We start from the raw sequence: 26,633 nt of genomic DNA on the forward strand, positions 1-26,633 counted from the left end.
TACCGGTCCGTCAGGTGTGGGGGATCACCGCCACCGGGCAGTCCGCGTGGTGCAGCACGCCGTGCGCCACCGAGCCGATCCGGGCGCCGACGGCCGTACGGCGGGCGCGGCGGCCGACGACCACCAGATGGGCGCCCGCGGCCACCGACAGCAGCACCTGCCCCGCGCTGCCCATCTCCACGTGCTCGATCACCGGAACGTCGGGGAAGCGCTCGCGCCACGGGGCGAGCGCCTCGCCGAGCGCCTTCCTCTCGTACTGCTCCAGACCCCCGGCCTCGTCGGCGAGCCGCATCGAGCCCGGACTGTAGGTGAACACCGTCGGCAGGGCCCAGGCCCGGACGGCACGCACGGTGGCACCGCGGGCGGCGGCCGCCTCGAAGGCGAAGCCGATCACGTCGGCGCTGTCCTCCGGCTCCCCCTGCTGCCCCACGACGACCTCGCGGCCGGCGGCCTCGGTCGCGGCCTCGTCCCCGGCCCGTACGAGGACGACGGGCCGGTTCGCCTCGGCGATCACCTGCTGGCCCACGGAGCCGAGCAGGAAACCGACGACCGCCCCGTGGCCGCGCGAGCCGAGCACCAGCGTCTCGGCGCCGGCCGCGGCGGCGAGCAGTACGGCGACGGCGTCGTCGGCCTCGCGGACCTCGGTGGACACCGTGAGGTCCGGGTGCCGCTCGGTGACCGTCCGGACCGACTCGGCGACCGAGTCCCGCGCCCACCGCTCCTGGGCGTCCCGGTCCCCCGTGCCGGCCGCGTCCAGCTGCTGGGACCGCCAGGCGTGCACGACGTGCAGCGGTGTTCCGCGGCGGTCGGCCTCCCTCGCGGCCCAGGCCAGTGCGGCCAGGCTCTCCTCCGAACCGTCGACCCCTGCCGTGATCGGGCGCGTCATGCGGGTCCCTCCCTGTGTCGCGGTCACGTCCATGGGACCAGTGTTCCCTACGCCGCCCTCATGATCTCGGGGTGGGCGTCTGCGTGCTGGGCCCCGGGGCGGCTTCCGGCTCTCTGGGCGGGGCCCGGCGATCGAACCCGCGGTGGACGGTGGGCCGCCGCGGTGACGGGTCCCTGTTCCGGCGCCTCGGTCGGGCGGACCAGGGACCTGGTCCGGCGGCCCGGTCGGGCGCGGCCGTCCGGTGGGCGGCACCGAGGCGCGATGATGGCGCGATCCGGTGGGGCCGCCCGGCTCCCTCGCCCTCCCGGGGCGGTCGGAGGCGCGTGCCAGGATGGGCATCGTGCAGCAGACCTCTTTCGCCAGCCCGCTCGTCGGCCGCGAGGACGAACTCGCGCGTCTCACCGGCGTACTGGAGCGCGCCCGCTCCGGTGAGGCCCGCGCGGTGCTGATCGCCGGGGACGCCGGGGTCGGCAAGACGCGAACCCTGGACGAGGTCGCCGCGCGGGCCGCCGCGGCCGGGACGATCGTCCTCACCGGGCACTGCGTCGACCTGGGCGACGTGGGCCTGCCGTATCTGCCGTTCACCGAGATCCTCGGTGTGCTGGCCGCCGACGAGCGGTTCACCGCCGTGCTGGCCGCGCATCCGGTCGCCGACCGGCTGCTCGGCGGCGGGCCGGACGACGGGGGCGACGGGGGCGACGGGGGCGCGACCACGCGGTCGCGGCTGCGGCTGTTCGAGGGCGTGGCCGCCCTGCTGACCGAGCTGGCGGACATTGCCCCGCTGCTGCTGGTCCTGGAGGACCTGCACTGGGCCGACCAGTCCTCCCGTGATCTGCTGCGGTTCCTGCTCAGCCGGGGGGTCCTGCAGCGGTCGGCGGGCGGGGCGCCGGGCGGGCGGCTCGCGGTGTTCGCCTCGTACCGGGCGGACGACCTGCACCGCCGCCACCCGCTGCGGCCCCTGCTGGCCGAGCTGGTCCGGCTGCCCGCCGTGGAGCGGCTGGAACTGCGGCCCCTGCCCGACGCCGACGTGGCGCGGCTGGTGCGCTCCCTGGGCGACCGGCCGCTGCCGGACACCACCGTGCACCGGATCGTCGAACGCGCCGAGGGCAACGCCTTCTACGCCGAGGAGCTGGTCGCGGCCACGGACGCGCCCGCCGGGGGTGTGCCCAGCGGACTGGCCGACGTCCTGCTCATCCGCTTCGAGCAGCTGTCCGAGATCGCCCAGCAGGTGCTGCGCACCGCCGCGGTCGCCGGGCGCCGCGTGGGACACGACCTCCTGCGGGACGCGGTCGGGCTGCCCGAGGAGGAGCTGGAGTCGGCGCTGCGCGAGGCGGTGGAGCGGCAGTTGCTCGTCTCCGGCGACGGGGACACCTACTCCTTCCGGCACGCCCTCGCGCGGGAGGCGGTCTACGCCGACCTGCTCCCCGGGGAACGGGCCCGGCTGCACGGCGCGTTCGCCCGGCTGCTCGCCGCGCGGGACCGCCGGTCCGACAGCGCGGCCGAGCGCGCCCACCACTACCGCGAGAGTCACGATCTGCCCGAGGCGCTCGCCGCGTCCCTGGAGGCCGCCGACCACGCGCAGCGCGTCGGCGCGCCCGCCGAGGAGTTGCGGCACGTCGAGACGGCCCTCGACCTGTGGTCGGCGGTCGACGCCGCGGCACGGCCCGCCGGGCCCGACGCCGTGACGCTCACGCTGCGCGCCTCGGCGGCCGCCGCGCACGCCGGGGAGCTGCACCGCGCGGTCTCCCTCACCAGGTCGGCACTGGCCGGCCTCGGTCAGGACGCCGACCTGGAGCTCGCCGCCCGCGTCCGCTACACGCTCGCCGGGAACCTGCTGAGCGTCGACAACCTGTCGGCCGCGTTCGCCCACAGCAGCGAGGCGCTCGGCCTGATCCCCGCCGAGCCGCCGTCGTCCACGTGGGTGTGGGCCGCGGCGACGCACGTCATGGCGGCCCGTCAGGTCGGGGAGAACAAGACGGCGCTGCGGGTGGCACGCCGGGCCCTGCGGGTCGCGGAGGACCTGGGGGTCACCGACGCCCGCGCCGACCTCCTGATCTCCCTCACCAGCCTCGAAGGCGGCAACCGGAGTACTGCGCAGGGCCGGAAGCGGCTGCTGGAGGCGCGGGAGCTGGCGCGGCGGGCGGGGAACGCGCCGGTGGAGATGCGCGCGTTGTTCAACCTGGCCATCGGCTGCTTCGAGTCGGGCGATCTGGAGGACTGCCTGCCCTGGGCGGCGGAGGGACTGGACCGGGCCCGCCGCTCCGGTCTGCTGTCCTCGCCGTATCCGCGGGAGATGCGGTATCTGCGGCTGCTGGTGCAGTACACGCTGGGCCACTGGGACGAGTGCGTGCGCGGGGCCGCGGACAGCGCCGGCGTGCTGCCCGCCGCGGGCGGTCACGCCATCGGGCCCGCCCTGTACGTGGCGCTGGCGCGCGGCGACTTCGGGGCGGCGGAACGGGCCCGCGCGATGCTGGAGGGGCCCTTCGACTGGATGGGCACGCTGGTCGCGGGCATCGTGCTCACCGACGCCGCCGCGCTGCGCGGGGACGCGGAGGAGGCGGTGCGGTGGGCGCGGTCCACCGTGGAGGCGCTCACCGACGAGGCGGTCCCGCGGCCAGCCGTGACCGTCAGGCTCACCGCCCTCGCCCTGTCCGCGGTCGCGGACACCGTCGTCGGGCTGCGCCGAGCCGGCGACGGGGCGGGGGCCGGCCGCTGGACGGACACGGCGGCGGAGCTGCTGGAGTGGGCCCGGTCGTCCGCCGCGTACGGGGAGGACGGCAGACCCCAGGGTCCGGAGGGTCAGGCATGGCTGGCGCGTGCGGAGGCGGAGGGTATCCGGATCGCCGGGTCCGGCCCCGATCCGGCGTCCTGGGAGAAGGCGGTGGCCGGTTTCGCGTACGGCGACGCCTACGAACGCGCGCGGTGCCGACTGCGGCTGGCGGAGGCCCTGTTGGCGGCCGACCGCCGCGAGGAGGCGGCCGCCGAGGCCGACAGCGTACGCCGGGAGGCCGACCGGCTCGGCGCCACGCTGCTGCGCGAGCGGCTGAACGACCTGGTCCGTCGCGGCCGGCTGACGGAGGCGACGCCCACCGGCGACCGCGCGTCGGTGCTCACCGCCCGTGAGCAGGACGTGCTGCGGCTCCTCGCCCTCGGCCGCAGCAACCGCCAGATCGGCGAGGAGCTGTTCATCAGTGCCAAGACGGCGAGCGTCCACGTCTCCAACATCCTGGCCAAACTGGAGGCGGCGAGCCGCACGGAGGCGGTGGCGATCGCCTACCGGCAGGGCCTGATCACCCCGGAACCGACGACTTCGACCTGACCCCCGCCGCGGGAACCCCCGGTGTCCGGCGGACGTTGACCCGGCACCGACACCCCTACCGGAGCGAGAACCACGACACAGGGCGGCACGATGAGCGAATTGGTCCCCGGGGGCAACGTCCCCCTGCCGGGCGGCCCCGTGAGCGTGCGGGTGCCCGGCGCCTTCGACGTGTCGGCGCTCGTGACGGACGACGGCGGCAAGGTGGGCGGTGACGGCGACTTCGTCTTCTACAACCAGCCGGATGCACCCGGCGCCCGGCTGCGGGACGACACGCTCACCGTCGATCCCGCGCGGCTGCGCCCCGGTGCCACCCGGGTGACGGTGGCGGTGAGCCCCTCCGACCCCGGGGCCGCCCTGGGCGAACTCCCCTCCCCCACGCTCCACGTCACCGACGCGCGCGGCCGGGCGCTGACCCGGTTCACGCCGCCGCGCCCCCGGCAGGAGACCGTGCTGCTGCTCGCGGAGTTCTACCGGCGTGGCGAGACCTGGAAGCTGCGCGCGCTGGGGCAGGGGTACGCCGACGGTCTGGCCGGCCTCGCCCGGGACTTCGGGGTGGAGGTCGTGGACGACACCCCAGCGCCCGGCGACCAGGCACCGACCGTGTCCCCCGCGCCTCCCATCACCTCATCACCTCCCATCACCTCGGCACCTCCCATCGCCTCCGCCCCTCCCATCACCTCCATACCACCCCCCGCCGACGGCGACGGCTTCCTCGGCCTGGTCAACTCCGCCCGGGCCGCCGCCGGTTCCGGCGCCGTCTCCGCCGACGCGCGCCTGGCCTCCGCGGCCCGGGCCCATGCCGCCGCCATGGCCGCCGCGGGCACGCTGAGCGTCGAGACCCGGGACGGCGTCTCCGTCCACCAGCGTGTCGTCTCCGCCGGGTACGCGTATCTCACCGTCGGCGAGCACCTGGTCTCCGGCCCGCGCACACCCGCCGAGTTCGTCGCGTACTGCCTGCGGGCCGAGCGGACCCGGCGCACGCTGCACGGTGCCGCCTTCACGCACGCCGGTTGGGCGTACGTCACCGGCGGCCCCTCGGGCGACACGTACTGGACCGCTCTGTGGGCCGTACCGTTCACCCCGGACGGCCTGGTCCGTACGACGGCCGAGGTCGTCGAGCTCACCAACCGGGAGCGGATCCGGGCGGGTCTGCCCGCCCTGGCCGTCGACGCCCGGCTGGCCCGGGCGGCGCAGGCGCACAGCGCGGACATGGTCGCCCGCGACTTCTATTCGCACACCGACCCGGACGGCGGCAAACCGTGGGACCGGGCCGCCGCCGCGGGCGCCACTCGGCGCACGGTCGGCGAGAACATAGCCTGCGGCCAGCGTTCCCCCGCCGACGTGGTGGAGGGCTGGATGAACAGCCCCGGACACCGCGCCAACATCCTCAAGTCCGACTTCACCCACATCGGCGTCGGGCTCGCCGGCGGCGGCCGGGCGGGTACGTACTGGACCCAGCTCTTCGGCGGCTGAACACGGCACCTGGCGCACGATCTTGGCGGAACGGGACGCTCCGGGCCAGGATGCCCGTATGAAGGGTGACCTCTTTTCCAGCGAGCACATGGTGCAGCCCGCCGCGGCGCCGGGCATGACCGTCGAGAACTCCAAGTGCATCCGTTACACGGTGAACGGCGACATGCTGGCCCGGCAGGGCGCGATGGTCGCCTACCGCGGCAACCTCCAGTTCGAGCGCAAGGGCCAGGGCGTGGGCGGCATGCTCAAACGCGCGGTCACCGGGGAGGGGCTGCCCTTGATGGCGGTGCGAGGACAGGGCGAGGCCTGGTTCGCGCACGAGGCGCAGAACTGCTTCATCGTCGAGGTGGAGCCCGGCGACGAGTTCACGGTCAACGGCCGCAACGTCCTGTGCTTCGACTCCTCGTTGTCGTACCGCATCGCCACGGTCAAGGGCGCGGGCATCACCGGCGGCGGGCTGTTCAACAGCGTCTTCACGGGACACGGCAGGCTGGGGCTGGTGTGCGACGGCAGCCCGCTGGTCATCCCGGTCTCGCCCGACTCCCCGGTCTACGTCGACACCGACGCGATCGTCGGCTGGTCCGCCGGGCTGTCGACCTCCCTGCACCGTTCGCAGTCCATCGGCTCGATGCTGCGCGGCGGTTCCGGTGAGGCCGTGCAGCTGCTGCTCCAGGGCCAGGGCTACGTCGTCGTACGGCCCAGTGAGGTGACGCCGCAGAAGACGCAGCAGCACTGAGGCAACCCGGTCCGCTCCGTCGACGTCTTGATCGGCAACAGGTGACGCCGCCCTGGTCGCCCCACGTGGCCAGGGCTTGTTCTCGACGCACTATACACACAGCGTATACACGAGGTGTATATGGGTGCGGCCGAGCACTCGCTGATGGAGCGGGCGCGCCTGCGTACGTGCGTACGGGCACACGGACCGAAAGGAATCCATGTACGGCAAGGCATTCGCCCCGGAGTACCAGGGCGCCCTCACCGCCCTCTCCGTCAACTCGTCACTGACCGACGTCCTGGCCGCCGGCGCGGAGCGGCTGGCGGCGGCCGAGCGCGCGGGACGGCACGGTGAGGCGGCGCGCTCCGGGCTCGCGGTGGCCGAGGCCCAGCGCAGGCTGGGCCGGGTCGGGGAGGCCGACCGGGCGTGGAAGGCGAGTTACCGGGCGGCTCGCACGGCCGGGGACACCGCGGCGATGGCCTGGGCGCTGTGGAGCGGCGGGACCCTGGCCCGGCAGCGCGGTGCCCTCCGGCTGGCCCGGCGGCTGCTCGGGCTGGCGGCCGGCCTCGGTGAACGCGGCGGCGACGTCGTGGTCCGCGGCTACTCGCTGGCGGGCCTGGCCGAGACCGGCCGGATCCAGGGCGACTACGAGGCCGTCGGGCGGCTGCACGAGCAGCTGCTGGCCGAGGCCCGGCGGCGCGGCGAGGCACGGCACACCGTGTGGGCGCTGGAGGGCATCGCGCAGATGCACCGCAACACCGGCGCGTACGACAGCGCGTACGCGCTGTTCGAGGAGGCGGCCCAGATCGCGGCACGGGCCGAGGACCGGCGCGGTCACGCCTGGGCACTGCGCGGACTGGCCGATGTCGTCTCGGTGCGCGACGGCGACACCGGACGGGCGCTGGACCTGCTCACCGAGGCCGAAGCGGGGTGCCGGGCGATGAAACTGTCCGGCGCGCTGGCCTACAACCACAAGATGCGCGGCAACGTCCTGTACCGCGCCGGGCGTTACGCCGAGGCCCGCGACCTCTATGAGCGGGCCCTCGCGGAGTTCCGTGCCATGGGCGAGCCGCGCGGGGAGGCCCTCTCCCGGCTCGGCCTGGCCAAGTCGCAGGCCCGGCTGGGCCGCGACCGTACCGAGACGGCCACCGAACTCGCCGAGCTGGCCGGAGTCCTGGAGGGGATCGGGCTGATGCACGCCCGGAAGATGGTGCAGCGGGCACAGGAGGAGTTCGGCCTGGCGGGCGCGCAGGACGACGGAGGCGCGCAGGACGACGGAGGCGCGCAGGACGACGGAGGCGCGCAGGCCGACACGGGCACGCAGGCCGACACGATCACGACAGCGCAGGCCGAGGCGGACGCGGGCGCACAGGCCGACGCGATGGCGGTGGCCGCCCGGTGACGGCGCCGACCGCGGCCGTGGTGGCGACGGTGGACGCCCCGCAGGTCCTCGGCCGCAGCCGCGCACTGGTGCGGCCCGCGCTGGAGGAGGCTGTGGGGCGGCTGCACCCGTGGGTGGCCGAGATGGCCGCGTACTCCTTCGGCTGGTGCGAGGTGGGCGGGGCGCCGTCCGGCGTCGGCACCTCCGGTGGCAAGGGCGTACGGCAGGCGCTGGCGGTGCTCGGCGCCGAGGCGGCCGGTGCGTCCGGGCGGGCGGGGGTGCCCGCGGCGGTCGCGGTGGAGCTGGTGCACGCCTTCTCGCTGCTGCACGACGACATCATGGACGGCGACCCGGCGCGGCGCCGCCGCCCCGCCGTGTGGAAGGCGTACGGCACGGGGCCCGCCGTCCTCGCGGGCGACGCGTTGTTCGCCCTGGCCGTCGAGACGCTCGCCACCGCCCCGGCGGGCCCCCGGACGGTCCGTCTGCTGTCCACCGCGCTGACCGACCTGGTCCGCGGACAGGCGGACGACCTGCTGTTCACCGAGCGGCCGTGGACGGGTCCGAAGCGGGTGCGGCCGGGCGAGTACCGGGCGATGGCCGAGCACAAGACGGGGTCGCTGCTGGGCTGCGCGGCGGCCATGGGTGCCGTGCTCGGCGGGGCGCCCCGGACGACGGCCGACGCCCTCGGCCGGGCCGGCCGGCACCTCGGCATCGCCTTCCAGGTCGTCGACGACGTGCTGGGCGTCTGGGGCGACCCGGCCGTCACCGGCAAACCCGTCCACGGCGACCTGCGGGAGCGGAAGAAGACCTTGCCGGTGCTGGCGGCGCTCGACGCCCCCCTTCCGGCCGCGCGACGGCTGGCCGCGCTGCTGGCGTCCGACACCGCCGATCCCGAGGAGGCGACCGCCCTGATCGACGAGGCGGGCGGGCGTACGGCGGCACTGGCCGAGGCCCACCGGTGTCTCGGCGCGGCGGAGGCGGCGCTCGCCGAGGCGGCGCCGGGCGTGGAGACGGCCCGGGAGCTGCGGTCGCTGCTGGACTTCCTGGTGCGGCGCGACCTCTGAGGCCACTTGACCTGCGACACCGCTCACCCACCCCCTCGGCAGCGTGTTGACCTTCGGCGCGCCGCGCGAAAGGGTGCCCAGGGTGCGGATCACCGCCCGCGCCGGAAGGATGACTGCCTTGATCGGGATCACGGAGATCGAAGCCGCTGCCGAGCGGATCGCCGGGCACGTCGTGCGCACGCCGACCGTGCCCAGCCCGGGGCTGTCCGGGCTGCTCGGCGTCCCGGTCACCGCGAAGCTGGAGCTGCTCCAGCGCACCGGCTCGTTCAAGGCACGCGGTGCGACGGCGAAACTGCTGTCGCTGACCGAGGCCGAGCGGGCCGCCGGTGTCGTCGCGGTCAGCGGCGGCAACCACGGCATCGCCGTGGCGGTCATGGCCGCCGCCCTCGACGTGAAGGCCACGGTGGTCATGCCGCGTACGGCACCGGCCCGTTCCGTGGAGACCGCCGAGGAGGCGGGCGCGCTGGTGCGGCTCACCGATGGCATGGACAGTGCCTTCGCGCTGGTAGTCCGGCTGCGGGAGGAGGGTCTGACCCTGGTGCACCCCTTCGACGACCCCGTGGTGATCGCGGGACAGGGCACCGTCGGGCTGGAGTTCGCCGAGGACGCCGGGGAGCTCACCGACGTGATCGTGAGCATCGGGGGCGGGGGTCTGATCGCGGGCGTAGCGGCGGCGCTGCGGGCCCTGCGGCCGGACGTGCGGATCTGGGGCGTGGAGACCGAGGGCGCCGAGGCCATGTCGCGGGCGCTGGCGGCGGGCGCGCCGCTCCCCGTACCCCTGTCCTCGATCGTCACCACGCTCAGTGCCCCGTCCGTCTCCCAGCTCACGTACGACCATGTGTCGGCGCTGGTCGGCGAGGTGCTCGTGGTGCCGGACCGGGAGGCCGTCGAGGGTTCGCTGGCTCTCGCCGAGCACGGCAGGGTGTGGACCGAACCGGCCGCCGGCTGCCTGGTGCCGGCGGCCCGCCACGTGGTGGAGCGGGTGGGCGACGGCGCCCGGATCGGACTGGTGGTGTGCGGAGGCAACGCCACGACCGCCGACATGACGGCATGGGCGAACCACTTCGGGCTGCGCTGACGCGGATTTCCCGCGCGCGCTCCGCATTTACCGCGGGTTACTCCCAGGTCGGTCCCGTATTCCGGTGCCACGCGCACCGAGGGCGGAATTACAGGGCCGAACGGGCGTGCTGCGGTGCCCAGTTCAGGGGCCGTGCGCGCCCGCGCGGCCGCTTTTCCGGAATGCGCCGTCGTGCAGGCGTTCGCTTTTTTGAAGAAGGGTCAGAATCAGCTCTTCTCGCGCATTCGTTGAACGCAACGCGGCCCGCAGACCGTACCTCTGGGCAAGCTGAGAGCCAGCGGCGCGAGCGAGGGATGGCCATGGGCAGGGCGCACGTCTCCACACACGAGTTGGTCGCCGGTCGCTACCGCCTGTTCGAGGTCGTCCACCGTGAAACGAACCGGGTCTGCTGGTCCGCGGAGGACACCGGGACGGGCCGCCCGTGCCTGGTCACTCAGGTCGGGCTCCCGGAGGAGGCCGGTGAGGCCGCCCGCAGGGCACCCGGCCGGGTGGTCCGCACCTGCGAGACCATGCACTCGCTGTGCCCCGGGCGGGTCCCCGCCGTGATCGACGCGGTCGTGGCGGACGGCGCCCTGTGGACGGTGACCGAGTGGGTCGGCGGCGTACCGCTCGCCGAACTCCTGGACCGGCAGGGCACGTTCAACTACGTACGGGCGGCGCGCATCGGACTGGAACTGCTCGACGTGCTGAACGCGGCGCACGATCTCGGCGTCACACACGGCGAGCTGAGCCCGGGGCAGGTGTTCGTGGGCGAGGAGGGTTCCGTCGTCGTCACCGGCTTCGGCCTGGCCGGCGCCACCCTCGCGCCACGGCTCACCGCGCCCTCGTACGCCTCGCCCGAGCAGGCCCGCGACGAGCGGATCGGCCCCGCCGCCGACCTGTGGACGCTGGGCGCGATCCTCTACACGATGGTCGAGGGCCGTCCGCCGTTCCGTGACCGGGGCCGGCCCGAGACGACGCTGAAGGGCGTGGACCGGCTGCCGCTGCGCACCCCGGTGCGTGCCGGTCCGCTCACCCAGGCCGTACAGGGACTCCTCCGCAAGAACTCGCGGGAGCGGCTGACCCGACCGGTGGTCCGCGAGGCCCTCGTCCGGGTGCTGACGGACGACCCCGAGGCCGCCGCGCGCCAGGTACCCCAGCCCCGGCTGCGGGGCGCGTGCGCCGCCGCCCGGCACGCGCACGGCGCATGGAGCCGGCGGACGATGCTCGCGGGGACGGCCCTGGCAGTCGTCACGGTCACGGTCGCCGTCCTCGTCGCCACCCAAGGGCTGCCCCGCGCGGGCGGCGGCTCCGCCACCGGCGCCCGGCAGAGCCCCTCCGCCCCCGCCCCGCCGCCCGCGGACGGCACCGCTCCCGCCTCCCCCGCTCCCCCGCCGAGCGCGACTGCCGCACCGTCGAAGCCGGGCGACGCCGTACCGGCCGGGTTCCGCCGCTACGACGCTCCGGAGGGGTTCTCCGTCGCCCTCCCCGAGGGCTGGCGGCGGCTGGACACGTCGCGGGTGCCGGACGTGGCGTACCGGGTCGTCTTCGGCTCGTCCGGCGACCCGCGCACCCTCACGGTCACCTACAGCGAGCGCGCGGGCGCGGACCCCGTGGCGGTCTGGCGCGACGACGTCGAGCCCGGCCTGGAGCGGTCGGGCGACTACCGCAGGATCGGGGGGATCCGCGCGACGACGTACCGGGGACGCGAGGCGGCGGACATGGAATGGGTCGCCCGGGACGACGGCACCCGGGTGCGCACCTTCGGCCGTGGTTTCCTCCTCGGTGGCGGACGCAGCTTCTCACTGCGCTGGACGACCCCGGCCGGCGACTGGGACGCCATGGCGAACGAACAGGCGCTCGCCGCCTTCCTCAAGACGTTCCGGGAGGACTCGGACTGACGCGTGCCCCCCGGATTCCTCCGTTTTCGCTCCGCCTGGCCGGGGACTCGGCCGTTATGGTGCAAATCGGATACACGATGATGACCGAGCAGGCCGGCCCCCGTGAACTCGTCGACCATCTGGTGCGGGCCGAGGAGGTGGGGTTCGACTTCTCGGTGACCTCGGACCACTACTTCCCGTGGCTGCGCTCGCAGGGCCACTCGCCGTACGCGTGGAGCGTGCTGGGCGCCGCGGCCCAGGCGACCTCCCGCATCCCGCTGATGACCTACGTGACGTGTCCGACGTTCCGCTACCACCCGGCGGTGGTGGCGCAGAAGGCGGCGACGATGCAGTTGCTGTCCGAGGGCCGGTTCCGGCTGGGGCTCGGCTCGGGCGAGAACCTCAACGAGCACGTGGTGGGCGGTGGCTGGCCGTCCGTGGACGTGCGGCACGAGATGCTCACGGAGGCCGTGGAGATCATCCGGGCGCTGTTCGAGGGCGGCCATGTGAACCACCGCGGCACGCACTTCGACGTGGAGTCGGCCCGGCTGTGGGATCTGCCGGACAGCGCGCCGCCGATCGGGATCGCCGTCTCCGGGGAGCGTTCCTGCGCACTCGCGGGTGAGCACGCCGACCTGGTGATCGCCACCGAGCCCAAGCCGGGGCTGCTGGAGGCCTTCGACCGGCACGGCGGCGAGGGCAAGCCGCGCGTGGGCCAGCTGCCGGTGTGCTACGACCCGGACCGGGACTCGGCGATCGAGCGCGCCCACGCGCAGTTCCGCTGGTTCGGCAGCGGCTGGAAGGTCAACTCGGAACTTCCGCACCCGGATTCGTTCGATGCCGCCACCCAGTTCGTGACCCCGGACGACGTCGCCGAGTCGATCCCCTGCGGCGACGACCCGGACGCGTTCGTGGAGGCTGTGCGCCCCTACGCCGAGGCCGGGTTCACCGAGGTCGCGCTGGTGCAGATCGGCGGCGAATCGCAACCCGCCTTCCTGGACTGGTCGGAGAAGACCCTGCTGCCCGCGCTCCGGGAGGCGCTGGGCCGGTCCTGAACCCCGTTCGTGAAACGCGGTACGGGCGAATCACCCCTCTGGCTGAGCATCTTGCGGGCGGGCGGGGTACTAGAGGGCTCCACGTCCGTTCCCCTGGAGGCCCTTCTCGTGAATTCCCTCGTGCACAAGACCCTGGTGGTGCAGCTCCAGGCGGGTGACGCCGACCGCTTCCCCGTGCTCGCGCACTTGAGCTACGAGGCCGCGGACCCCTTCGCGCTCACCGTGGTGTTCAGCCATGACGGTCGCGTGCTCGCCCGCTGGACGCTGGACCGGGAGATGGTGGGCGAGGGCCTCACCCGCCCGGTCGGCGTGGGCGACGTCCGGCTGCGCCCCGAGTCCCGGGGCGTGTGGGACGAGCTGCGCATCGAACTGCTGGGCGATGTCCGGCCGGACGGGGAGCGCCACCGCGCCGTGGTGTTCGTGTGGGCCGCGGCGGTGGAGGCGTTCCTGCGCGAGACCCACACCGTGGTCCGGCCGGGCAGCGAGGAGGTCCGCGTCGACGACTTCCTCGCGGAGGTCATGGCCGAGGGCTGACCGGCCTCAGCGCGAGGTGTGGCGGTGCCGGGTCCACAGCGGGATCCCGAACCAGCACACCAGGTACCAGATCACCACGCCGGTGACGAGGTACGGCACGAAGCCGTCGTCGGTCGCGACGCGCAGGATCAGCAGGAGCGAGGCCGTCATCGTGGCGAGCAGCAGCACCAGGCCGAGCAGGGTCAGCCGGGAGGCCCACCGCACGGCCTGTGGTTTCACGCGCCGTCCGGAGACGATGCGGTGCAGGGACACCGGGCCTATCAGGGCGCCGGTGGTCACGGCCCCCAGCACCACCGTCACCAGGTAGATCGTCTGGTTCGCGTCCGAGAGGTCGTCGTACTTCGGGGTGAACACGACGGTCAGCAGGAAGGCGAACAGGATCTGCACACCCATCTGCGCGACGCGGACCTCCTGGATCAGGTCCGTCCACATCCGGTCCGCCCGCTCCTCCTCGGTCTCGTCGCGCCCTCTGCGCCGGTCCGAGTTCGCTGTCGCGTCCTTTTCCGTCACTGTTCCTCCCGGTCACCGCGTCCTGCGTTCCCTTGCCTCTTCCCGGGTTCCCCGCGCTCAGGCGCCGTGTCGGGGCGGCGGCCTCCGGTTTGAGGGATCGGCGGGCGGTTACACGGGCCGGGACCGACGCAGGCCAGGAGGAAGGCGAAGGATGTCCGACACTCAGCTCACCGTGACGCTCAGCGGTGGCGGCATCGACGACGCGCGGGCCGTCGTCCGGGCTCTGGAGGGTGTCTTCGGCGCCCCCGACGGCCTCCCGGCCGACGAACAGGCGACCGTGCGCACCGCGACCTTCGATTCCCCGGCCGCTCCGGATGCCTCCGCGGCACCGCGAGAGGCCGGCGCCCCGCTGTCCGCGCCGGTGACGGTCACGGTTCAGGGCTCGCCGCAGGCCGTCGAGGCGGCGAGCGAGACACTGTCCCGCGCCTTCAGCACACGGAACGAGGGAGCGGCCTCCGGCGACCAGGAGCGGGAGCGGGAGCTGCTCCTGGTGCCGTGAGGACCGCGCGTACCGGTACCGCCTACCAGCGGCCCTCGACCTGCTCCTTGATCCGACGGTCGTAGAGGTCGCGGATCGCGTCGAGCGTGTCCGCGGACAGCTCCGGCAGCCGGGCGGCGTCCGTGTTCGCCCGGGCCTGCTCCGGCGAACGGGCGCCGGGGATCACGGTGGTCACACCGGGCTGCTGGATGATCCAGCGCAGCGCCAGCTGGGCCGGGGTCCAGCCCTCGGGGGCGAGCGCGGCGAACTCGGCCGCGGCCTCCACGCCCGTGGCGAAGTCGACGCCGGAGAAGGTCTCGCCCTGGTCGAAGGCCTCACCGTGCCGGTTGAAGTTGCGGTGGTCGTTCGCGGCGAAGACCGTGTCCCGGGTGTACTTGCCGGACAGCAGGCCGGAGGCCAGCGGCACCCGGGCGATGATGCCGACGCCCGCCTCCCGGGCCGCGGGAAGGACCTCGCGCAGAGGCTTCATGCGGAACGGGTTGAGGATGATCTGCACGCTGGCCACGTTCGGCCGGGCGATCGCGGTCAGCGCCTCCTCACAGGTCTCCACGCTGACGCCGTACGCGGCGACGCGCTCCTCCGCGACCAGGGTGTCCAGGGCGTCGAACACCTCGTCGCTGGAGTAGACGGGGGTCGGCGGGCAGTGCAGCTGCACCAGGTCGACGACGTCGACGCCGAGGTTGCGGCGGGAGCGGTCGTTCCACTCCCGGAAGTTGTCGAGTACGTAGTTCTGCGGGATCTGCTCGACCCGGCGGCCCATCTTGGTGGCGACCAGCACGTGCAGGTCGGGCCTGCCGCGCAGGAACGTGGCGATGGTCTCCTCGCTGCGTCCGTCGCCGTAGACGTCCGCCGTGTCGAAGAAGGTGACCCCCGATTCGGCCGCCGCCTCCAGCACCGCGAGGGCTTCCTTGTCGTCGACGTCTCCCCAGTCGGCGCCGAGTTGCCAGGTGCCGAGGCCGACCACCGAGGCGTGCTGGTTCGACCTGTCGAATGTGCGCTCGTCCATGCCGTCAGTCTGTCATCCGGACTGATCCCGCGCCGCGTCGGGACGGCCCGGCGAGGTCCTTCGGCCGCGCGTGGCCGGCCGGTGCGCCTGGAGCGTCCGCGCGAGCCTGGGCCCCAGCCAGCGCTTGAGCCGGCGCAGTCCCTCCAGTTGCCCGGCCGCCCGGTCGAGCCGGTAGTAGAGCCGGGGCGGGAGGTACGGCAGCAGGGGCGAGTGGCGCTGGCCGAGCAGGGCGAACATGTGCTCCGGTGGCAGGTGGATGTAGCGGGGCAGGTTCTCGTACCACTGGGCGCTGTAGCGGGCCGCGCTCTGCAACGGCAGCAGAGCCGCCCTGCGTTCCCGCTCGTAGCGGGCGAGGGCGTCCTGGAGGCTTCCTCGCTCGCGCAGCGCGGCGGACAGTGCCATGGCGTCCTCCAGGGCGAGCGTGGTACCGGCGCCGATGGAGTAGTGCGTGGTGTGGGCCGCGTCGCCGAGCAGGACCAGGTTGTCCCGGGACCAGGTCCGGTTGGTGAGGGTGCGGAAGGTCGGCCACCAGGCACCGGCGCCGGCCGCGGACCGGCCGGTGAGCGGGTGGCCGTCCAGGACGTCGGCGAAGAGCTTCTCCAGCAGGACCAGTCCTTCGCCCTCGTCGGCCCGGTCCAGGCCCAGACCGGTCCACGTCTCCGGCGCGCACTCGACGACGCAGGTACTGCCCGCGGGGCCGAAGCCGTAGCCGTACGCCCAGATCCAGCCGTGGTCGGTCTCGACGAAGGCGAAGGTGAAGGCGTCGAATACCTTGGTGGTGCCGAGCCAGACGTAGCGGTTGCGCCCGGCCCGGATCTCGGTGCCGAAGTGACCGGCGTGGCGGGTGCGCAGGGCACTGCCCACCCCGTCGGCCGCCACGACGAGTTCGGCGGCGGGCGGGTCGGCGGCGGTGATCTCGCACTCGAACTCCAGACGCACACCGAGGGAGCGGGCGCGGGCGGCGAGGATCTCCAGGAGCCGGTGACGGCCGATGCCGAAGCCCTCGTCGCCCCGGTGGCGGGCCGTTCGGTCGCCCACGTGGGCGACGCCGTCCCGCCAGCGCACGGAGTGCTCCTCGACGGCGCGCGCGGACTCGGGGTCGTGCTCGTGGAGCCGGTCGAGCAGTCCGCGCCAGTAGGTCACGCCCCAGCCGTAGGTGGAGCCCTCGGGATCGCGTTCGTACACGGTGACGTCGTGGGAGGGGTCCTGCCGCTTCAGCAGGATCGACAGATACAGGCCGGCGGGCCCGCCACCGACACAGGCGACCTTCACATGCACCCCTGGAACGCACTCGTAGCGGTCAGATGACTACACAGAGTAGCAGCGGAGGGGGTCGGTGTCGTGAGACCCGCCCGGCGGGGCCCGGCCCTATCCGGCCGCCGCCGTGCGGCACTCCGGGTGGCCCCAGCCCTGGTCGTTCTTGGCGATGGACTCGCCTGCCGCGTAGGAGCGGCCGCACAGGCAGCGTCCGGGGAACTTGGCCTTGATGGTGCGCGCCGAGGCACCGCCGCCCTTGCGGACCGTGCCGGCCCCTCGGCGCGAGGTCTTCTTCGCCGCCGGGACGTCCGGTGCGGGCGGCGGCTCCGGTGAGCCGAGGCCGCTGCCCGCGGGCTCCTGGACGACGGCCGCCTGGCTGGCGGCGCGGTCGGCGAAGTCGTTGAGCCGGTCGCCGTCGACCTGGTGGGCGGGCACGTAGCGGAACTCGACCGAGCGGCCGGCGAGCAGCTCGTCGATGCGTACGACCAGCTCCCGGTTGGCGACCGGCTTGCCGGCGGCCGTCTTCCAGCCGTTGCGCTTCCAGCCGGGCAGCCAGGTGGTGACGGCCTTCATGGCGTACTGCGAGTCCATACGGACCTCGAGCGGTACGTCCGGGTCGGTCGACGCCAGGAGGCGCTCCAACGCCGTGAGTTCGGCGATGTTGTTGGTGGCCTTGCCGAGCGGCCCCGCTTCCCAGCGGACGGGACTCTCCGACGCGTCGGCGACCACCCAGGCCCAGCCGGCCGGACCCGGGTTTCCCTTCGAAGCCCCGTCGCACGCGGCCACAACACGTTCACGCATGCGCTCGATCATGCCATGGCGCGACGGGGTGCCGGGACGGGGTCAGGGGACGTCCGTGATCTTCGGCATCTCTCCCTCGGTCCTCGTGGTGTCGAGTACCGAGAAGTGCGCGCCCTGCGGGTCGCTGAGGGCCGCGAACCGGCCGAAGGGGCTGCTCATCGGCCCGAACCGCAGGATCCCGCCCAGCTCGGTGGCGCGGGCCACGGCCTCGTCGCAGTCGGCGACGGTGAAGTAGACGTTGATGTACGACGGCACCTCGGGCGGGAAGTCGTCCGTCATGGCCATGCGGCCGAGCACGGTGTCCTCGCCCAGGTCGAACAGGCGGAAGTCCACCCCGTCGTCCTCCATCCGCTTCGCCGTGTAGGAGAAGACCGCGGGGAAGAAGGCGTCCGCCTTCCCGGGTTCGCGGGTGAAGACCTCGGCCCAGCAGTACGCGCCGGGCTCGGCCACCGCCTCGAACCCCTCGTGGGTGCCGCCCTGCCAGACGCCGAACACGACGCCGCCCGGATCCCGGGCCAGGCACATGGTGCCGAAGTCGCCGACCCGCATCGGCTCCATCAGCACCTCGCCGCCCGCCTCACGGATCCGCGCGGCGGTCGCCGCGGCGTCGGGGGACGCGAAGTAGAGGCACCACTGCGAGTGGCCCTCCTGGCCGGACATGGGCGGGACCACGGCGGCGACCGCCTTGCCGTCCGCGTAGCACTGGGTGTAGTTGCCGTGCTCCGACGACGACTCGCCGAAGGTCCAGCCGAGGACGCCGCCGTAGAAGCTCTTGGCTCCCTCCAGGTCACCGAACATGGCGTCGGCCCAGCAGGGTGTTCCTTCAGGTTGCACGGCCATGACTGCCGCCTCCCGTACGGATGAGTGGCCGGGTGGGTGGTCGGGATGGTGGTGACGGTGAGGATGGTCTGATTCCTCACGCTAGTCATCCCCTCCCCCACCCGCGCGCCGACGGCTGCCTACTCGCCGGCGTACGCCTTCTCCAGTGCGGCGATGTCGAGCTTGCGCATCGACATCATGGCCTGGTTGGCGCGCCCCGCCTTCACGGGGTCCGGGTCGCGGAACATCTCCTCGAGCCTGCGCGGGACGACCTGCCAGGACACCCCGAACCGGTCCTTGAGCCAGCCGCAGGGGCCCTCCTCGCCGCCGCCCTCGGTGAGCCTGGTCCAGTAGTGGTCGACCTCTTCCTGGTCCTCGCACATGATCTGGAAGGAGATCGCCTCGTTGAACTTGAACTCCGGGCCTCCGTTGAGGGCGACGAACTTCTGGCCGTTGGCCGTGAAGTCGACGGTGAGCACGGTGCCGGTGGGCTGGTGCCCTCCCTCGGGGTAGCGGGTGACGGCGCCGATGCCGGAGTCCTTGAAGAGGGAGACGTAGAAGTGGGCGGCCTCCTCCGCCTGGCCGTCGAACCAGAGACACGTGGTGAATCCGTCGGTGCTCATGAGTACCTCCTGGGCGTGAAGCTCGGTCACCACTGTCGACCGGCGCGGACCGCGGAACTCATCGGTCCTGCGGGAAATCGGGTCAGTCGCGGGAACGACGGACGGCTGAGCGCTCTGCTCGTGGCGAATCTGCCGGGGGCAGAGAAGGCCCCGCCGCGGTCCGGAGCGGGCCGAGAGTGGAGGAACCGCGGCGCGCCATCGGCCGCGTACGACTCCCCCCGCGACTCCCCGACGACTCGACAAGGAGCGCCGATGTCTTCACTCATCACCGGCCCGGCCCCGGCCGCGCCGCCCCGGGCCCAGGAGGGCGACACCCCTCCGACCCGGTTCGACGACCACCTGGCCGCGCAGTTGCTCGCGCAGCGGATCGTGCTGCTGGGCACGCAGGTCGACGAGGTCTCCGCGAACCGGGTCTGCGCCCAGTTGCTGATCCTGTCCGCGGAGGACCCGCGCACCGACATCAGCCTGTACATCAACAGTCCCGGCGGCTCCGTGCACGCGGGGCTCGCCATCTACGACACGATGCGGCTGATCCCCAACGACGTCTCGACGCTCGCCATGGGGTTCGCCGCCAGCATGGGGCAGTTCCTGCTGAGCGTCGGCGCGGCGGGCAAGCGTTACGCCCTGCCGAACGCACGGGTCATGATGCACCAGCCGTCGGCGGGCATCGGCGGCACCACCGCCGACATCGAGATCCAGGCCGACAACCTGGAGTTCACCAAGCGGACCATCGAGCGGATCACCGCCGAGCACACCGGTCAGAGCCCCGAGACCATCTCGCGGGACGGCGACCGCGACCGCTGGTTCACGGCCGAGGAGGCCAGGGAGTACGGAATGGTGGACGAGGTCGTCCAGTCCCTCGCGGACGTGCGCCCGGCCGCCACCAGGCGACGGATGGGGCTGTGACATGGGGAGCTACACGATTCCGAACGTCGTCGAGCAAACCCCGCGGGGCGAGCGGTCCTACGACGTGTTCAGCCGGCTGCTGTCGGAGCGGATCATCTTCCTGGGCACGGAGATCGACGACGGCGTGGCCAACGTCGTCATCGCGCAACTCCTCCATCTGGAGTCGTCGGCTCCGGAGAGCGAGATCGCGATCTACATCAACTCCCCCGGCGGCTCCTTCACGTCACTGATGGCGATCTACGACACGATGACGTTCGTGCAGGCGCCGATCTCGACGTTCTGCGTCGGGCAGGCGGCCTCCACGGCGGCCGTGCTGCTGGCCGGCGGGGACCCCGGACGGCGGTTCGTGCTGGAGCACGCGCGAGTGCTGCTCGGCCAGCCGGCCAGCGGCGGACGGCAGGGCACGGTCTCCGATCTGGCGTTGCAGGCCAAGGAGATGGTGCGCATCCGCTCCCAGGTCGAGGAGGTGCTGGCCCGCCACACGCACCACGACGTCGCGACACTGCGCGCGGACATGGACCGCGACAAGGTGTTCACCGCCGAGGAGGCCGTGGCGTACGGGCTGGCCGACGAGGTGCTCAGCCGGCGCCTGGTACGGGTGTGAGGAGCACGGGCCGGCGGCTCGCGTCCCGCGAGGCGGCGGCCCGTGCGCTCGGTCAGGCGGCCAGGCACATCCCGTCGTATCCGGTACCGGACCTTCCGCGGCCCCGGCCGACGCCGGTCTGCCGGGAGGTGAGGCGCACCAGTTCTCCCTGGGCCCGCGCCAGCAGGTCGCCCAGCCCCAGTCCGAGGGCGCCCGCGGCGGCGGCCAGCACCTCCGACGACGCCTCCTTGCGGCCGCGCTCCACCTCCGACAGGTACGGCATCGAGATCCGGGCGGCCTCCGCCACCTCCTTCAGCGTGCGTTCCTGATCGAGGCGTTCGCGCCTGAGGACGTCGCCGACCAGATCGCGCCACAGGGGCTCTCTGCCGGCGGGCGACCTCCGCTCCGGAGGAACCGGCGAGACGGCGGGGCGGTCTCCCGGGCGCGCGGGCCGCGGGCCCGTCTGCGGACGCGTCTGCGGACGCGTCTCCGGGCGCATCTCCGGGCGCATCTCTGGGCGCGTCCGGGGACGCAGGGGAATGACTCGGGCTTCGTTCGGCACGTGGCTGGTCACCTCCTCAGCCTAGGAGTCCCGCCGCGCGACGGAAGGGGCCGGCGTTCCGCCCAGAGGGAAACCGGAGGGAACCACCGGGGTGCCGGTCACCGCGCACGGGACTACCCTGAGGGAGGACACATCACCCCGCGATGACGCAGCGGCACCGGTTATTCGCCACCCGTGAACACGGGAGGCATGGGCCGCCGCGACCCGGGTACCCGCAAGCGGGAAGAACCTAGGGAGACGTCGAACCGTGACTTTCGTGGGAGAGGTAATGGAGACCGCCGTGATCCGGCCGGAAGCACAGGTTGTCGAAAAGGCCACCGGGAGCAGGACGGGCGACGGATCACTGCCGGGTGTCGTGGACCCCCGCACCGTCGCTCCGCGTGACGCGCGGCAGCTGTCCCGCCAGTTCTTCCAGCGCCTGACGGAACTCGAAGAGGGCACGTACGAGTACCAGTACGCGCGCAACACACTCATCGAGATGAACATGTCGCTCGTGCGGTTCGCCGCCGGCCGCTTCCGCGGTCGCGGGGACGACATGGAGGACGTGGTCCAGACCGGCATGATCGGCCTGATCAAGGCCATCGACCGGTTCGAGCTGGCGCGTGAGGTCGAGTTCACCTCCTTCGCGCTGCCGTACATCGTCGGCGAGATCAAGCGTTTCTTCCGTGACACCACCTGGGCGGTGCACGTACCGCGGCGCCTCCAGGAGCTGCGCGTGGAGCTGGCCAAGGCCCGGGAGGAGCTCTCCTCCCGGCTGGACCGCGAGCCCACCGTCGCCGAACTCGCCACGCTGATGAACATCAGCGAGAACGAGGTCGTCGAGGGCCAGATCGCGTCCAACGGCTACAACTCGTCCTCGCTGGACGCCGCGCTGACCGGGGACGGGCCCGAGAACGGCGAGTCGGTGCTGGCCGACTTCATCGGTGTGGAGGAGGACGGGCTGCGGCTCGTGGAGGACTTCCATTCCCTCGCCCCGCTGATGGCCGAGCTCAGTGAGCGCGACCGGCGGATCATCCACATGCGGTTCGTGGAGGAGGCCACCCAGGCGGAGATCGGCGAACAGCTCGGCTGCTCGCAGATGCACGTGTCCCGCCTGATCAAGCGGATCATCTCCCGGCTGCGCGAAGGCATGCTCGGCGAGTTGGGCTGCGCCTGAGGGATCAGGACGCGCGAAACGTGAACATGTCGCCCCGCACCCAGGTGTGGAGTGGCACGTTCACGCTTCGGTGAGAGGCAGCACGGCACGCACCCGTTTGCCGACCGGCACGCGTTCGACGACGACCGCTTCCGCCAGGGCGTGGACGATCTCCAGACCGTGCCGGCCGACGCGCTCGGGGTCGCGGGGAAAGCGCTGGGGCACCGCTTGGCTGCTGTCGTAGACGGTCACCGCCATCGAGGTGCCCGTGCCCTCCAGCTCCAGGATGTACGGCCCCTTGCTGTGGCGGTCGGCGTTGGTGATCAGCTCGCTCACCACCAGCAGCACCGCGCCGTCGGCGCGCGGGCCGATCGTGGCGCACCACTCGGTCCTCAACTGGTCGAGGAAGAGCGAGGCGAAGGAACGGGCCTCCGCTATACATCCCGGCTCACCGGAGTAGTGTGCCGCCCGCCTCAGCGGTTCAACGGGTACGTCGAAACCAGTCGGTATCACTGCCCCGTCCAGGTACTCGGTCATGCGTTTCTCTCTCGGAAGCCGGACTGGCCGGACGCTGCTGCACCTGTCCTCGTACCCCGAGCCGGGCCGAGCACTCCCCGTGTCTTCGTAGTGCGGGCATCGTCACAGTGGCGCGGGGAACCCGAGGGTGTGGGAAGGGTGTGCGATGAGCGAACTGATGACCGTGCGAAGCCTCACCACCCGGCCGGTGGTCACCCTCGGCGGCGACGCCGTCGCCCACGTCAAGGACACCGTATGCGATGCCGCCCTGAGCCGGATCACCGGTTTCACCCTGACCGGGCGGGGTCTGCTGTCCGGCCCGATGAAGGAGGCTCTGCCCTGGTCGGCCGTGCACGCGCTGGGCCATGACGCGGTGATGATCCGCGACCGGCGGGGACTGGTGAGCGCCGCGGCCATGATGGTGCACCAGCGGGCCCTGCGGGCCCGCATGCTGGGGGCGCGGCTGGTGACGGAGGCGGGGGCCGAGATCGGTACGGTGCTCGACGTCGTCGTGGAGGGCGGTACCGGCGGGCGGGTCGTCGGCTTCCGGGTGGCGGCGAGCAGGGGATTCGTGCCGGGGCCGACTCGGCACCGGCGCCGGGTGTACGTGCCGCGCGGCGAGACGCTCACCGTCGCCGGCCGGGCCCTCGTCCTGCCCGTGGACGCGGTGCGGCATGTCGCGGACGACCTGCCGGGCTTCACCTCCTTGGTCGGCGGCGTGCCCGGGTACGGGAAGGGCTCGCTGCCGTGATGCTCTTCACCGAGGTACGAGGGCTCCCGGTCGTGCCGCCGGCCGAGGCCGGGCCGATCGGCACCGTGACGTCCCTGACCGTCGACATCGCGTCCCGCGCGGTGAGCCATGTGCGGCTTCACGGCGGCCGTTCGCGCAGGGAGACCGTGTTGCCGTGGGACGCGGTGCGCGCGGTCGGCCCGGGCGCCGTCCGGGTCCACTCCATCGCCGCCGCGGACTCGGTCCCGCCCCGCCGCGACCTGCTGGGCCGCCGGGTGCTGACCGAGGCGGGCACCGAGCACGGCACGGTGCTGGACGTGGCGTTCGATCCGGAGACCGGCCGTGTCCTCGCGGTCTTCACCACCCGGGGCGAGGTGGCGGCCGACCGTCTGCTGGGGCTGGGCGACCACGCCCTCGTCGTCCGGGCGGGCTGATCCACGGCCGCCGGCGGGACCGAAGCGTTCCGGTCCCCTCGGGCACCCGCCGAGCCCCTGACCCGACCCCGACGGAGCGGCCCGGCTCCGGCCGAAACACCCTGAGCGCCCCGGCCCCGCCCCCGGCCGAGCGACACCGAGCCACCCGACCCCGACCGAGCGACCGCGCGTCCCGACCGAGCGACCTCGAGCGACCGTACGCACCGACCGACACGCTCCGGCCCCGTCGTGCCCATCGCGCCCCGGCCCCCGGCCCCCGTCGCATCCCCAGCCCCCGTCGTGCGCGCCGGCCGACGCGGACGGCCCTGTCGGCGGGCGCGTCCGGTGGGCGGTGCATAGCGTGGCAGCGTGAGTTCGCGAACCCCCTCCAGTCCTTCAGGCCGGACGGCCGCTCGGCACGGCTGGATCCAGGCCCTGGGCACGGTGCTGGCCGGGCTGGTCGCCATGGGTGTCGTGGCCGCGCTCGGGTTGTGGGCGGCGGGCGCCGCGGACCTGCCCGACAACGCCTTCCCCCGGGTCGTCACGGCGACCGTCGTCACCGCCGTGGGCGGCGCGCTGGAAGTGTCCGGTGAGGCCGGAGGGTTCGCCGACACCGACGCGGGGCTGACCGTGCTCCCGCTGTCCGTCACGCTGACCGGCGCGCTGGTGATCGCCGTGGGCTTTCTGCGGCCGCTGCGCCACCGGGCCGTCGCCGGCGCCCCGGAGCTGGCCGGGTGGGCCGGACGGATCGCCGTGCTGTGGCTGCTCGCCCTGCTCGGGCTGGCCTTCGCCGCCCGCCAGACCTTCCAGGTCTCCCTCGGCGAAGGCGTCCTGAACGACCTCGGAGACCTGTTCGGTGTCACTCCGACGGTCGGCTTCACCACGGACGTGCCGCTGACCGTCCTCTTCGGGCTGCTGTGGCTGGCGGGGGTGCTCGTGCTGGCTCTGCTGGTCTCGCGCGGGGCCCCGTTGCCCGGGCGGCTGCTGCGCCTGCGGACGTCGGTGCGGCCGGCGGCGTACGCGATGGTCGCGTTGCTGCTCGCGTACGTCGTCGCGGGCTTCGTCGTCGGGCTGGTCGTCGCGGGGACGCGAGGCCACCCCGCGGACACCTTCGCCGTACTGCTGCTCGGTCTGCCGAACCTGGCGTGGCTCGCGCTCACGATCGGCCTCGGCGCCACCTGGGACGGGCGCGTGGAGGGACCGTTCGGGTTGCCGATGCCACAGGTGCTCGACGAGGTGCTGCGCGGGCCGGACGTCTCGACGCTGAACGTGGGCACGCTCGCGGAGCACGACGGGCGGATGTGGTGGCTCGTGGTCGTCGCGGCGGTCCTGCTCCTCGCGGCCGGGGTCGTACTCGCGTCCCGCTCCCCGGCGCGGACGCCGGCCTGGCAGCACGCCGTGCGCATGGCCGTGGCGCTGGCGCTGACCGTTCTCATGATCGGGCTCGTCGGCCGGATCTCCGCGCACTACGGCCTGTCGGTGCTCGGCATCGGCGACCTGGGCGGCGGACTGTCCGGGCGGGTGTTCCTGCGGCCGCGTCTGTGGAGTGCGGTCGGTCTCGCACTGCTGTGGGGGCTCGTCGCCGGGTTCCTCGGCGCGTCGCTCGCGCGGTGGGCGGGCCGGCGGGGTGGCGGGACGCCTGCTCGGTCCCGGTGACACCGTCGGCGGGCGCTCGGGAAGCTCAGGCGACGGGGACGACCAGGGGCGGGGAGGCCCGCTGCATGCGCAGCGCGTCCACGGACTCTGCCATAAGTTCGTACTCGGTGGTGTCGTCGCTGGTGGCGATGCGCACCAGGCGCCCCGCGGCCAGTTCGTCGGCGACCCGCTCCTGTTGGACGTCGTCGGCGCACCAGGCGCGCATGACGCGCGGCACGTCGGGTGCGTCGTCGGCGACCGGAGTCAGGGCGCCGCGCGGTAAGTGGGGGGTGTCGGGCTGCGGATCGAGCCGCTCGGCGATCCAGGACGCGCGGTCGCGCAGCCACCACAGGGCGAGGGCGAGGGTGGGAGCCCGGTAGGTCCCCAGGGGTACACCGATGCGCCGGCCGTCACAGACACCGTAGGCGGTGACATGGCACAGGAACTCGTCGTGCACTGCTCCCCTCCCCCGCCGCGCCGCCCAGTCCGTCCTGCCGGTCGGGCGTGGCGTCCGTGCGGCTCGTGTGCTGTGCGTGAGGGCGCTGTCGCATGGTGTGAGACGCCCTAGTGGTGAGTATGTTCACTACTGAACCACTGTCACCATGAATTTCCGGCCACTCTCCTGGCATATTCACGGCACTTGTTGGCCGAAACACCGCGGCGCGCGATCCCGTCTTCATCACCCCTGACGCGCCCGCTGTCCGGTCTCGGATGCGCGCCCGCATGACCCCCGAGGTAATCGACGGCGCGGACGGGTGCGGGCATGGTTGCGGTACCGGGTCGCCGCGACCGGCATCCGGTACCTGACCTGCGCACACCACACCGATGGAGGCTGATCGACATGTCCGCGACCACCCGCCGTTACGAGGATGCCGTCGCCCGCTACTTCGAGGCCTGGAACGCCGGGCCGGACGCCCTGGCGAAGGCGGTCGCCGCGGCCTGGACCAATGACGGCGGCTACACCGACCCCCTGGCCGACGTCCGCGGCCACGAGCGGATCGCGGCCGTGATCACCGCGGCGCACGAGCAGTTCCCGGGCTTCGTCTTCCGGCTGTCCGGCGCCGTGGACGGGCACCACGACACGGCGCGCTTCTCCTGGGAACTGGTGAGCGAGGCCGACGGCTCGGCACCCGTGGCCGGGTCCGACGTGGTCACGCTGGACGGCGAGGACCGGATCCGCTCCGTGTTCGGCTTCCTCGACCGGGTGCCCGCCGGAGCGTGACCGCCGCGGCCGGCGATGAGTTTCGACGCTCCGAGGGGTCTACCGGCCGATT

The 26,633-nt window shown here is 73.3% G+C and carries 27 protein-coding genes; 17 read left to right on the forward strand and 10 right to left on the reverse strand.

What is annotated here, in order from left to right; all coding sequences use genetic code 11:
• Positions 1-10: 10 nt before the first annotated feature.
• A complete protein-coding gene (locus tag ACIQ6R_RS11230; protein ID WP_404220380.1) occupies positions 11-886 on the reverse strand; it encodes a universal stress protein in 876 nt (291 codons plus the stop codon).
• A 331-nt stretch (positions 887-1,217) separates the two neighbouring features.
• Between ACIQ6R_RS11230 and ACIQ6R_RS11235 the strand changes: the two genes are divergently transcribed.
• From ACIQ6R_RS11235 to ACIQ6R_RS11275, 9 genes are all read left to right on the forward strand, one after another.
• Positions 1,218-4,205, forward strand: a complete 2,988-nt coding sequence (locus tag ACIQ6R_RS11235) for an AAA family ATPase (protein ID WP_404220382.1) — start codon at positions 1,218-1,220, stop codon at positions 4,203-4,205.
• 90 nt (positions 4,206-4,295) lie between these two features.
• Positions 4,296-5,678 carry a CAP domain-containing protein gene (locus ACIQ6R_RS11240; protein WP_404185777.1) on the forward strand — a complete coding sequence of 461 codons (1,383 nt, stop codon included), beginning with the start codon at positions 4,296-4,298 and terminating at the stop codon, positions 5,676-5,678.
• A gap of 58 nt (positions 5,679-5,736) precedes the next feature.
• Positions 5,737-6,414 carry an AIM24 family protein gene (locus ACIQ6R_RS11245; protein ID WP_404220384.1) on the forward strand — a complete coding sequence of 226 codons (678 nt, stop codon included), beginning with the start codon at positions 5,737-5,739 and terminating at the stop codon, positions 6,412-6,414.
• A gap of 199 nt (positions 6,415-6,613) precedes the next feature.
• On the forward strand, positions 6,614-7,795 hold the full coding sequence (locus tag ACIQ6R_RS11250; RefSeq protein WP_404220386.1) for a tetratricopeptide repeat protein: 1,182 nt from the start codon (positions 6,614-6,616) through the stop codon (positions 7,793-7,795).
• Complete coding sequence (locus ACIQ6R_RS11255; protein ID WP_404220388.1) at positions 7,792-8,838, forward strand: polyprenyl synthetase family protein; 1,047 nt, start codon at positions 7,792-7,794, stop codon at positions 8,836-8,838. Before ACIQ6R_RS11250 ends, ACIQ6R_RS11255 begins: the two co-directional genes overlap by 4 nt.
• A 118-nt stretch (positions 8,839-8,956) precedes the next feature.
• On the forward strand, positions 8,957-9,916 hold the full coding sequence (locus ACIQ6R_RS11260) for a threonine/serine dehydratase (RefSeq protein WP_404220390.1): 960 nt from the start codon (positions 8,957-8,959) through the stop codon (positions 9,914-9,916).
• Between the two features lie 299 nt (positions 9,917-10,215).
• On the forward strand, positions 10,216-11,796 hold the full coding sequence (locus ACIQ6R_RS11265) for a serine/threonine-protein kinase (protein WP_404220392.1): 1,581 nt from the start codon (positions 10,216-10,218) through the stop codon (positions 11,794-11,796).
• A 56-nt stretch (positions 11,797-11,852) separates the two neighbouring features.
• Positions 11,853-12,830 (forward strand): LLM class F420-dependent oxidoreductase, encoded by a 978-nt coding sequence (locus ACIQ6R_RS11270; protein WP_404220394.1) that lies wholly within the window; start codon positions 11,853-11,855, stop codon positions 12,828-12,830.
• Positions 12,831-12,938: 108 nt separating this feature from the next.
• Positions 12,939-13,364, forward strand: a complete 426-nt coding sequence (locus ACIQ6R_RS11275; protein ID WP_404185756.1) for an SsgA family sporulation/cell division regulator — start codon at positions 12,939-12,941, stop codon at positions 13,362-13,364.
• A 6-nt stretch (positions 13,365-13,370) separates the two neighbouring features.
• Here the strand turns inward: ACIQ6R_RS11275 and ACIQ6R_RS11280 are convergent, their stop codons facing one another.
• Positions 13,371-13,796, reverse strand: a complete 426-nt coding sequence (locus ACIQ6R_RS11280) for a DUF6328 family protein (RefSeq protein WP_404185856.1) — start codon at positions 13,794-13,796, stop codon at positions 13,371-13,373.
• A gap of 229 nt (positions 13,797-14,025) precedes the next feature.
• Between ACIQ6R_RS11280 and ACIQ6R_RS11285 the strand changes: the two genes are divergently transcribed.
• Positions 14,026-14,373 carry a hypothetical protein gene (locus ACIQ6R_RS11285; protein ID WP_404220396.1) on the forward strand — a complete coding sequence of 116 codons (348 nt, stop codon included), beginning with the start codon at positions 14,026-14,028 and terminating at the stop codon, positions 14,371-14,373.
• A gap of 22 nt (positions 14,374-14,395) precedes the next feature.
• On the opposite strand, the gene ACIQ6R_RS11290 is transcribed toward ACIQ6R_RS11285, so the two are convergent.
• From ACIQ6R_RS11290 to ACIQ6R_RS11310, 5 genes are all read right to left on the reverse strand, one after another.
• Positions 14,396-15,379, reverse strand: a complete 984-nt coding sequence (locus tag ACIQ6R_RS11290; RefSeq protein WP_404185749.1) for an aldo/keto reductase — start codon at positions 15,377-15,379, stop codon at positions 14,396-14,398.
• A 12-nt stretch (positions 15,380-15,391) separates the two neighbouring features.
• Complete coding sequence (locus tag ACIQ6R_RS11295; protein ID WP_404220398.1) at positions 15,392-16,657, reverse strand: FAD-dependent monooxygenase; 1,266 nt, start codon at positions 16,655-16,657, stop codon at positions 15,392-15,394.
• Between the two features lie 90 nt (positions 16,658-16,747).
• Positions 16,748-17,449: a ribonuclease H gene (locus tag ACIQ6R_RS11300; RefSeq protein ID WP_404220400.1), complete on the reverse strand. Its 702-nt coding sequence runs from the start codon at positions 17,447-17,449 to the stop codon at positions 16,748-16,750.
• A 30-nt stretch (positions 17,450-17,479) separates the two neighbouring features.
• Positions 17,480-18,277, reverse strand: coding sequence for a VOC family protein (locus ACIQ6R_RS11305; protein WP_404220402.1), 798 nt, complete (start codon positions 18,275-18,277; stop codon positions 17,480-17,482).
• A 119-nt stretch (positions 18,278-18,396) separates the two neighbouring features.
• The gene (locus tag ACIQ6R_RS11310) at positions 18,397-18,879 is read right to left on the reverse strand and encodes a VOC family protein (protein WP_404220404.1); all 483 of its coding nucleotides are present in this window, start codon (positions 18,877-18,879) and stop codon (positions 18,397-18,399) included.
• 252 nt (positions 18,880-19,131) lie between these two features.
• On the opposite strand from ACIQ6R_RS11310, the gene ACIQ6R_RS11315 reads away from it, so the two are divergent.
• Positions 19,132-19,785 (forward strand): ATP-dependent Clp protease proteolytic subunit, encoded by a 654-nt coding sequence (locus ACIQ6R_RS11315; RefSeq protein ID WP_404185733.1) that lies wholly within the window; start codon positions 19,132-19,134, stop codon positions 19,783-19,785.
• A gap of 1 nt (position 19,786) precedes the next feature.
• Positions 19,787-20,389 carry a ClpP family protease gene (locus ACIQ6R_RS11320; RefSeq protein ID WP_404220406.1) on the forward strand — a complete coding sequence of 201 codons (603 nt, stop codon included), beginning with the start codon at positions 19,787-19,789 and terminating at the stop codon, positions 20,387-20,389.
• 52 nt (positions 20,390-20,441) lie between these two features.
• On the opposite strand, the gene ACIQ6R_RS11325 is transcribed toward ACIQ6R_RS11320, so the two are convergent.
• Complete coding sequence (locus tag ACIQ6R_RS11325) at positions 20,442-20,942, reverse strand: helix-turn-helix domain-containing protein (RefSeq protein WP_404220408.1); 501 nt, start codon at positions 20,940-20,942, stop codon at positions 20,442-20,444.
• 256 nt (positions 20,943-21,198) lie between these two features.
• On the opposite strand from ACIQ6R_RS11325, the gene ACIQ6R_RS11330 reads away from it, so the two are divergent.
• Positions 21,199-22,086: an RNA polymerase sigma factor SigF gene (locus tag ACIQ6R_RS11330; RefSeq protein ID WP_404185854.1), complete on the forward strand. Its 888-nt coding sequence runs from the start codon at positions 21,199-21,201 to the stop codon at positions 22,084-22,086.
• Between the two features lie 60 nt (positions 22,087-22,146).
• On the opposite strand, the gene ACIQ6R_RS11335 is transcribed toward ACIQ6R_RS11330, so the two are convergent.
• The gene (locus ACIQ6R_RS11335; protein WP_404185724.1) at positions 22,147-22,602 is read right to left on the reverse strand and encodes an ATP-binding protein; all 456 of its coding nucleotides are present in this window, start codon (positions 22,600-22,602) and stop codon (positions 22,147-22,149) included.
• Between the two features lie 145 nt (positions 22,603-22,747).
• Here ACIQ6R_RS11335 and ACIQ6R_RS11340 point away from each other — a divergent pair, with 145 nt between their 5' ends.
• The 3 genes from ACIQ6R_RS11340 (at position 22,748) to ACIQ6R_RS11350 (ending at position 25,380) form a co-directional block, all read left to right on the forward strand.
• Entirely contained in the window at positions 22,748-23,332 is a 585-nt protein-coding gene (locus ACIQ6R_RS11340) for a PRC-barrel domain-containing protein (RefSeq protein ID WP_404220410.1), read from the forward strand.
• Positions 23,329-23,745, forward strand: a complete 417-nt coding sequence (locus ACIQ6R_RS11345) for a PRC-barrel domain-containing protein (RefSeq protein WP_404220412.1) — start codon at positions 23,329-23,331, stop codon at positions 23,743-23,745. The genes ACIQ6R_RS11340 and ACIQ6R_RS11345 overlap by 4 nt, the downstream gene beginning before the upstream one ends.
• 348 nt (positions 23,746-24,093) lie before the next feature.
• Positions 24,094-25,380 (forward strand): streptophobe family protein, encoded by a 1,287-nt coding sequence (locus tag ACIQ6R_RS11350; RefSeq protein ID WP_404220414.1) that lies wholly within the window; start codon positions 24,094-24,096, stop codon positions 25,378-25,380.
• Between the two features lie 25 nt (positions 25,381-25,405).
• On the opposite strand, the gene ACIQ6R_RS11355 is transcribed toward ACIQ6R_RS11350, so the two are convergent.
• Entirely contained in the window at positions 25,406-25,816 is a 411-nt protein-coding gene (locus ACIQ6R_RS11355) for a hypothetical protein (protein WP_100046430.1), read from the reverse strand.
• 384 nt (positions 25,817-26,200) lie between these two features.
• Between ACIQ6R_RS11355 and ACIQ6R_RS11360 the strand changes: the two genes are divergently transcribed.
• Positions 26,201-26,581 (forward strand): nuclear transport factor 2 family protein, encoded by a 381-nt coding sequence (locus ACIQ6R_RS11360; protein ID WP_404185711.1) that lies wholly within the window; start codon positions 26,201-26,203, stop codon positions 26,579-26,581.
• The last annotated feature ends 52 nt before the right edge of the window (positions 26,582-26,633 follow it).

It is taken from the genome of Streptomyces sp. NPDC096048, assembly GCF_044763415.1.
Taxonomy (GTDB): domain Bacteria; phylum Actinomycetota; class Actinomycetes; order Streptomycetales; family Streptomycetaceae; genus Streptomyces.

What these genes read in the sequence shown, in the direction of transcription:
- ACIQ6R_RS11230 (WP_404220380.1), bottom strand. Translation starts at nt 886, where the DNA reads ATGACGCGCCCGATCACGGCAGGGGTCGACGGTTCGGAGGAGAGCCTG.
- ACIQ6R_RS11235 (WP_404220382.1), top strand. Translation starts at nt 1,218, where the DNA reads ATGGGCATCGTGCAGCAGACCTCTTTCGCCAGCCCGCTCGTCGGCCGC.
- ACIQ6R_RS11240 (WP_404185777.1), top strand. Translation starts at nt 4,296, where the DNA reads ATGAGCGAATTGGTCCCCGGGGGCAACGTCCCCCTGCCGGGCGGCCCC.
- ACIQ6R_RS11245 (WP_404220384.1), top strand. Translation starts at nt 5,737, where the DNA reads ATGAAGGGTGACCTCTTTTCCAGCGAGCACATGGTGCAGCCCGCCGCG.
- ACIQ6R_RS11250 (WP_404220386.1), top strand. Translation starts at nt 6,614, where the DNA reads ATGTACGGCAAGGCATTCGCCCCGGAGTACCAGGGCGCCCTCACCGCC.
- ACIQ6R_RS11265 (WP_404220392.1), top strand. Translation starts at nt 10,216, where the DNA reads ATGGGCAGGGCGCACGTCTCCACACACGAGTTGGTCGCCGGTCGCTAC.
- ACIQ6R_RS11270 (WP_404220394.1), top strand. Translation starts at nt 11,853, where the DNA reads ATGGTGCAAATCGGATACACGATGATGACCGAGCAGGCCGGCCCCCGT.
- ACIQ6R_RS11280 (WP_404185856.1), bottom strand. Translation starts at nt 13,796, where the DNA reads ATGTGGACGGACCTGATCCAGGAGGTCCGCGTCGCGCAGATGGGTGTG.
- ACIQ6R_RS11285 (WP_404220396.1), top strand. Translation starts at nt 14,026, where the DNA reads ATGTCCGACACTCAGCTCACCGTGACGCTCAGCGGTGGCGGCATCGAC.
- ACIQ6R_RS11290 (WP_404185749.1), bottom strand. Translation starts at nt 15,379, where the DNA reads ATGGACGAGCGCACATTCGACAGGTCGAACCAGCACGCCTCGGTGGTC.
- ACIQ6R_RS11300 (WP_404220400.1), bottom strand. Translation starts at nt 17,449, where the DNA reads ATGATCGAGCGCATGCGTGAACGTGTTGTGGCCGCGTGCGACGGGGCT.
- ACIQ6R_RS11305 (WP_404220402.1), bottom strand. Translation starts at nt 18,277, where the DNA reads ATGGCCGTGCAACCTGAAGGAACACCCTGCTGGGCCGACGCCATGTTC.
- ACIQ6R_RS11310 (WP_404220404.1), bottom strand. Translation starts at nt 18,879, where the DNA reads ATGAGCACCGACGGATTCACCACGTGTCTCTGGTTCGACGGCCAGGCG.
- ACIQ6R_RS11315 (WP_404185733.1), top strand. Translation starts at nt 19,132, where the DNA reads ATGTCTTCACTCATCACCGGCCCGGCCCCGGCCGCGCCGCCCCGGGCC.
- ACIQ6R_RS11320 (WP_404220406.1), top strand. Translation starts at nt 19,787, where the DNA reads ATGGGGAGCTACACGATTCCGAACGTCGTCGAGCAAACCCCGCGGGGC.
- ACIQ6R_RS11330 (WP_404185854.1), top strand. Translation starts at nt 21,199, where the DNA reads ATGGAGACCGCCGTGATCCGGCCGGAAGCACAGGTTGTCGAAAAGGCC.
- ACIQ6R_RS11335 (WP_404185724.1), bottom strand. Translation starts at nt 22,602, where the DNA reads ATGACCGAGTACCTGGACGGGGCAGTGATACCGACTGGTTTCGACGTA.
- ACIQ6R_RS11340 (WP_404220410.1), top strand. Translation starts at nt 22,748, where the DNA reads ATGAGCGAACTGATGACCGTGCGAAGCCTCACCACCCGGCCGGTGGTC.
- ACIQ6R_RS11360 (WP_404185711.1), top strand. Translation starts at nt 26,201, where the DNA reads ATGTCCGCGACCACCCGCCGTTACGAGGATGCCGTCGCCCGCTACTTC.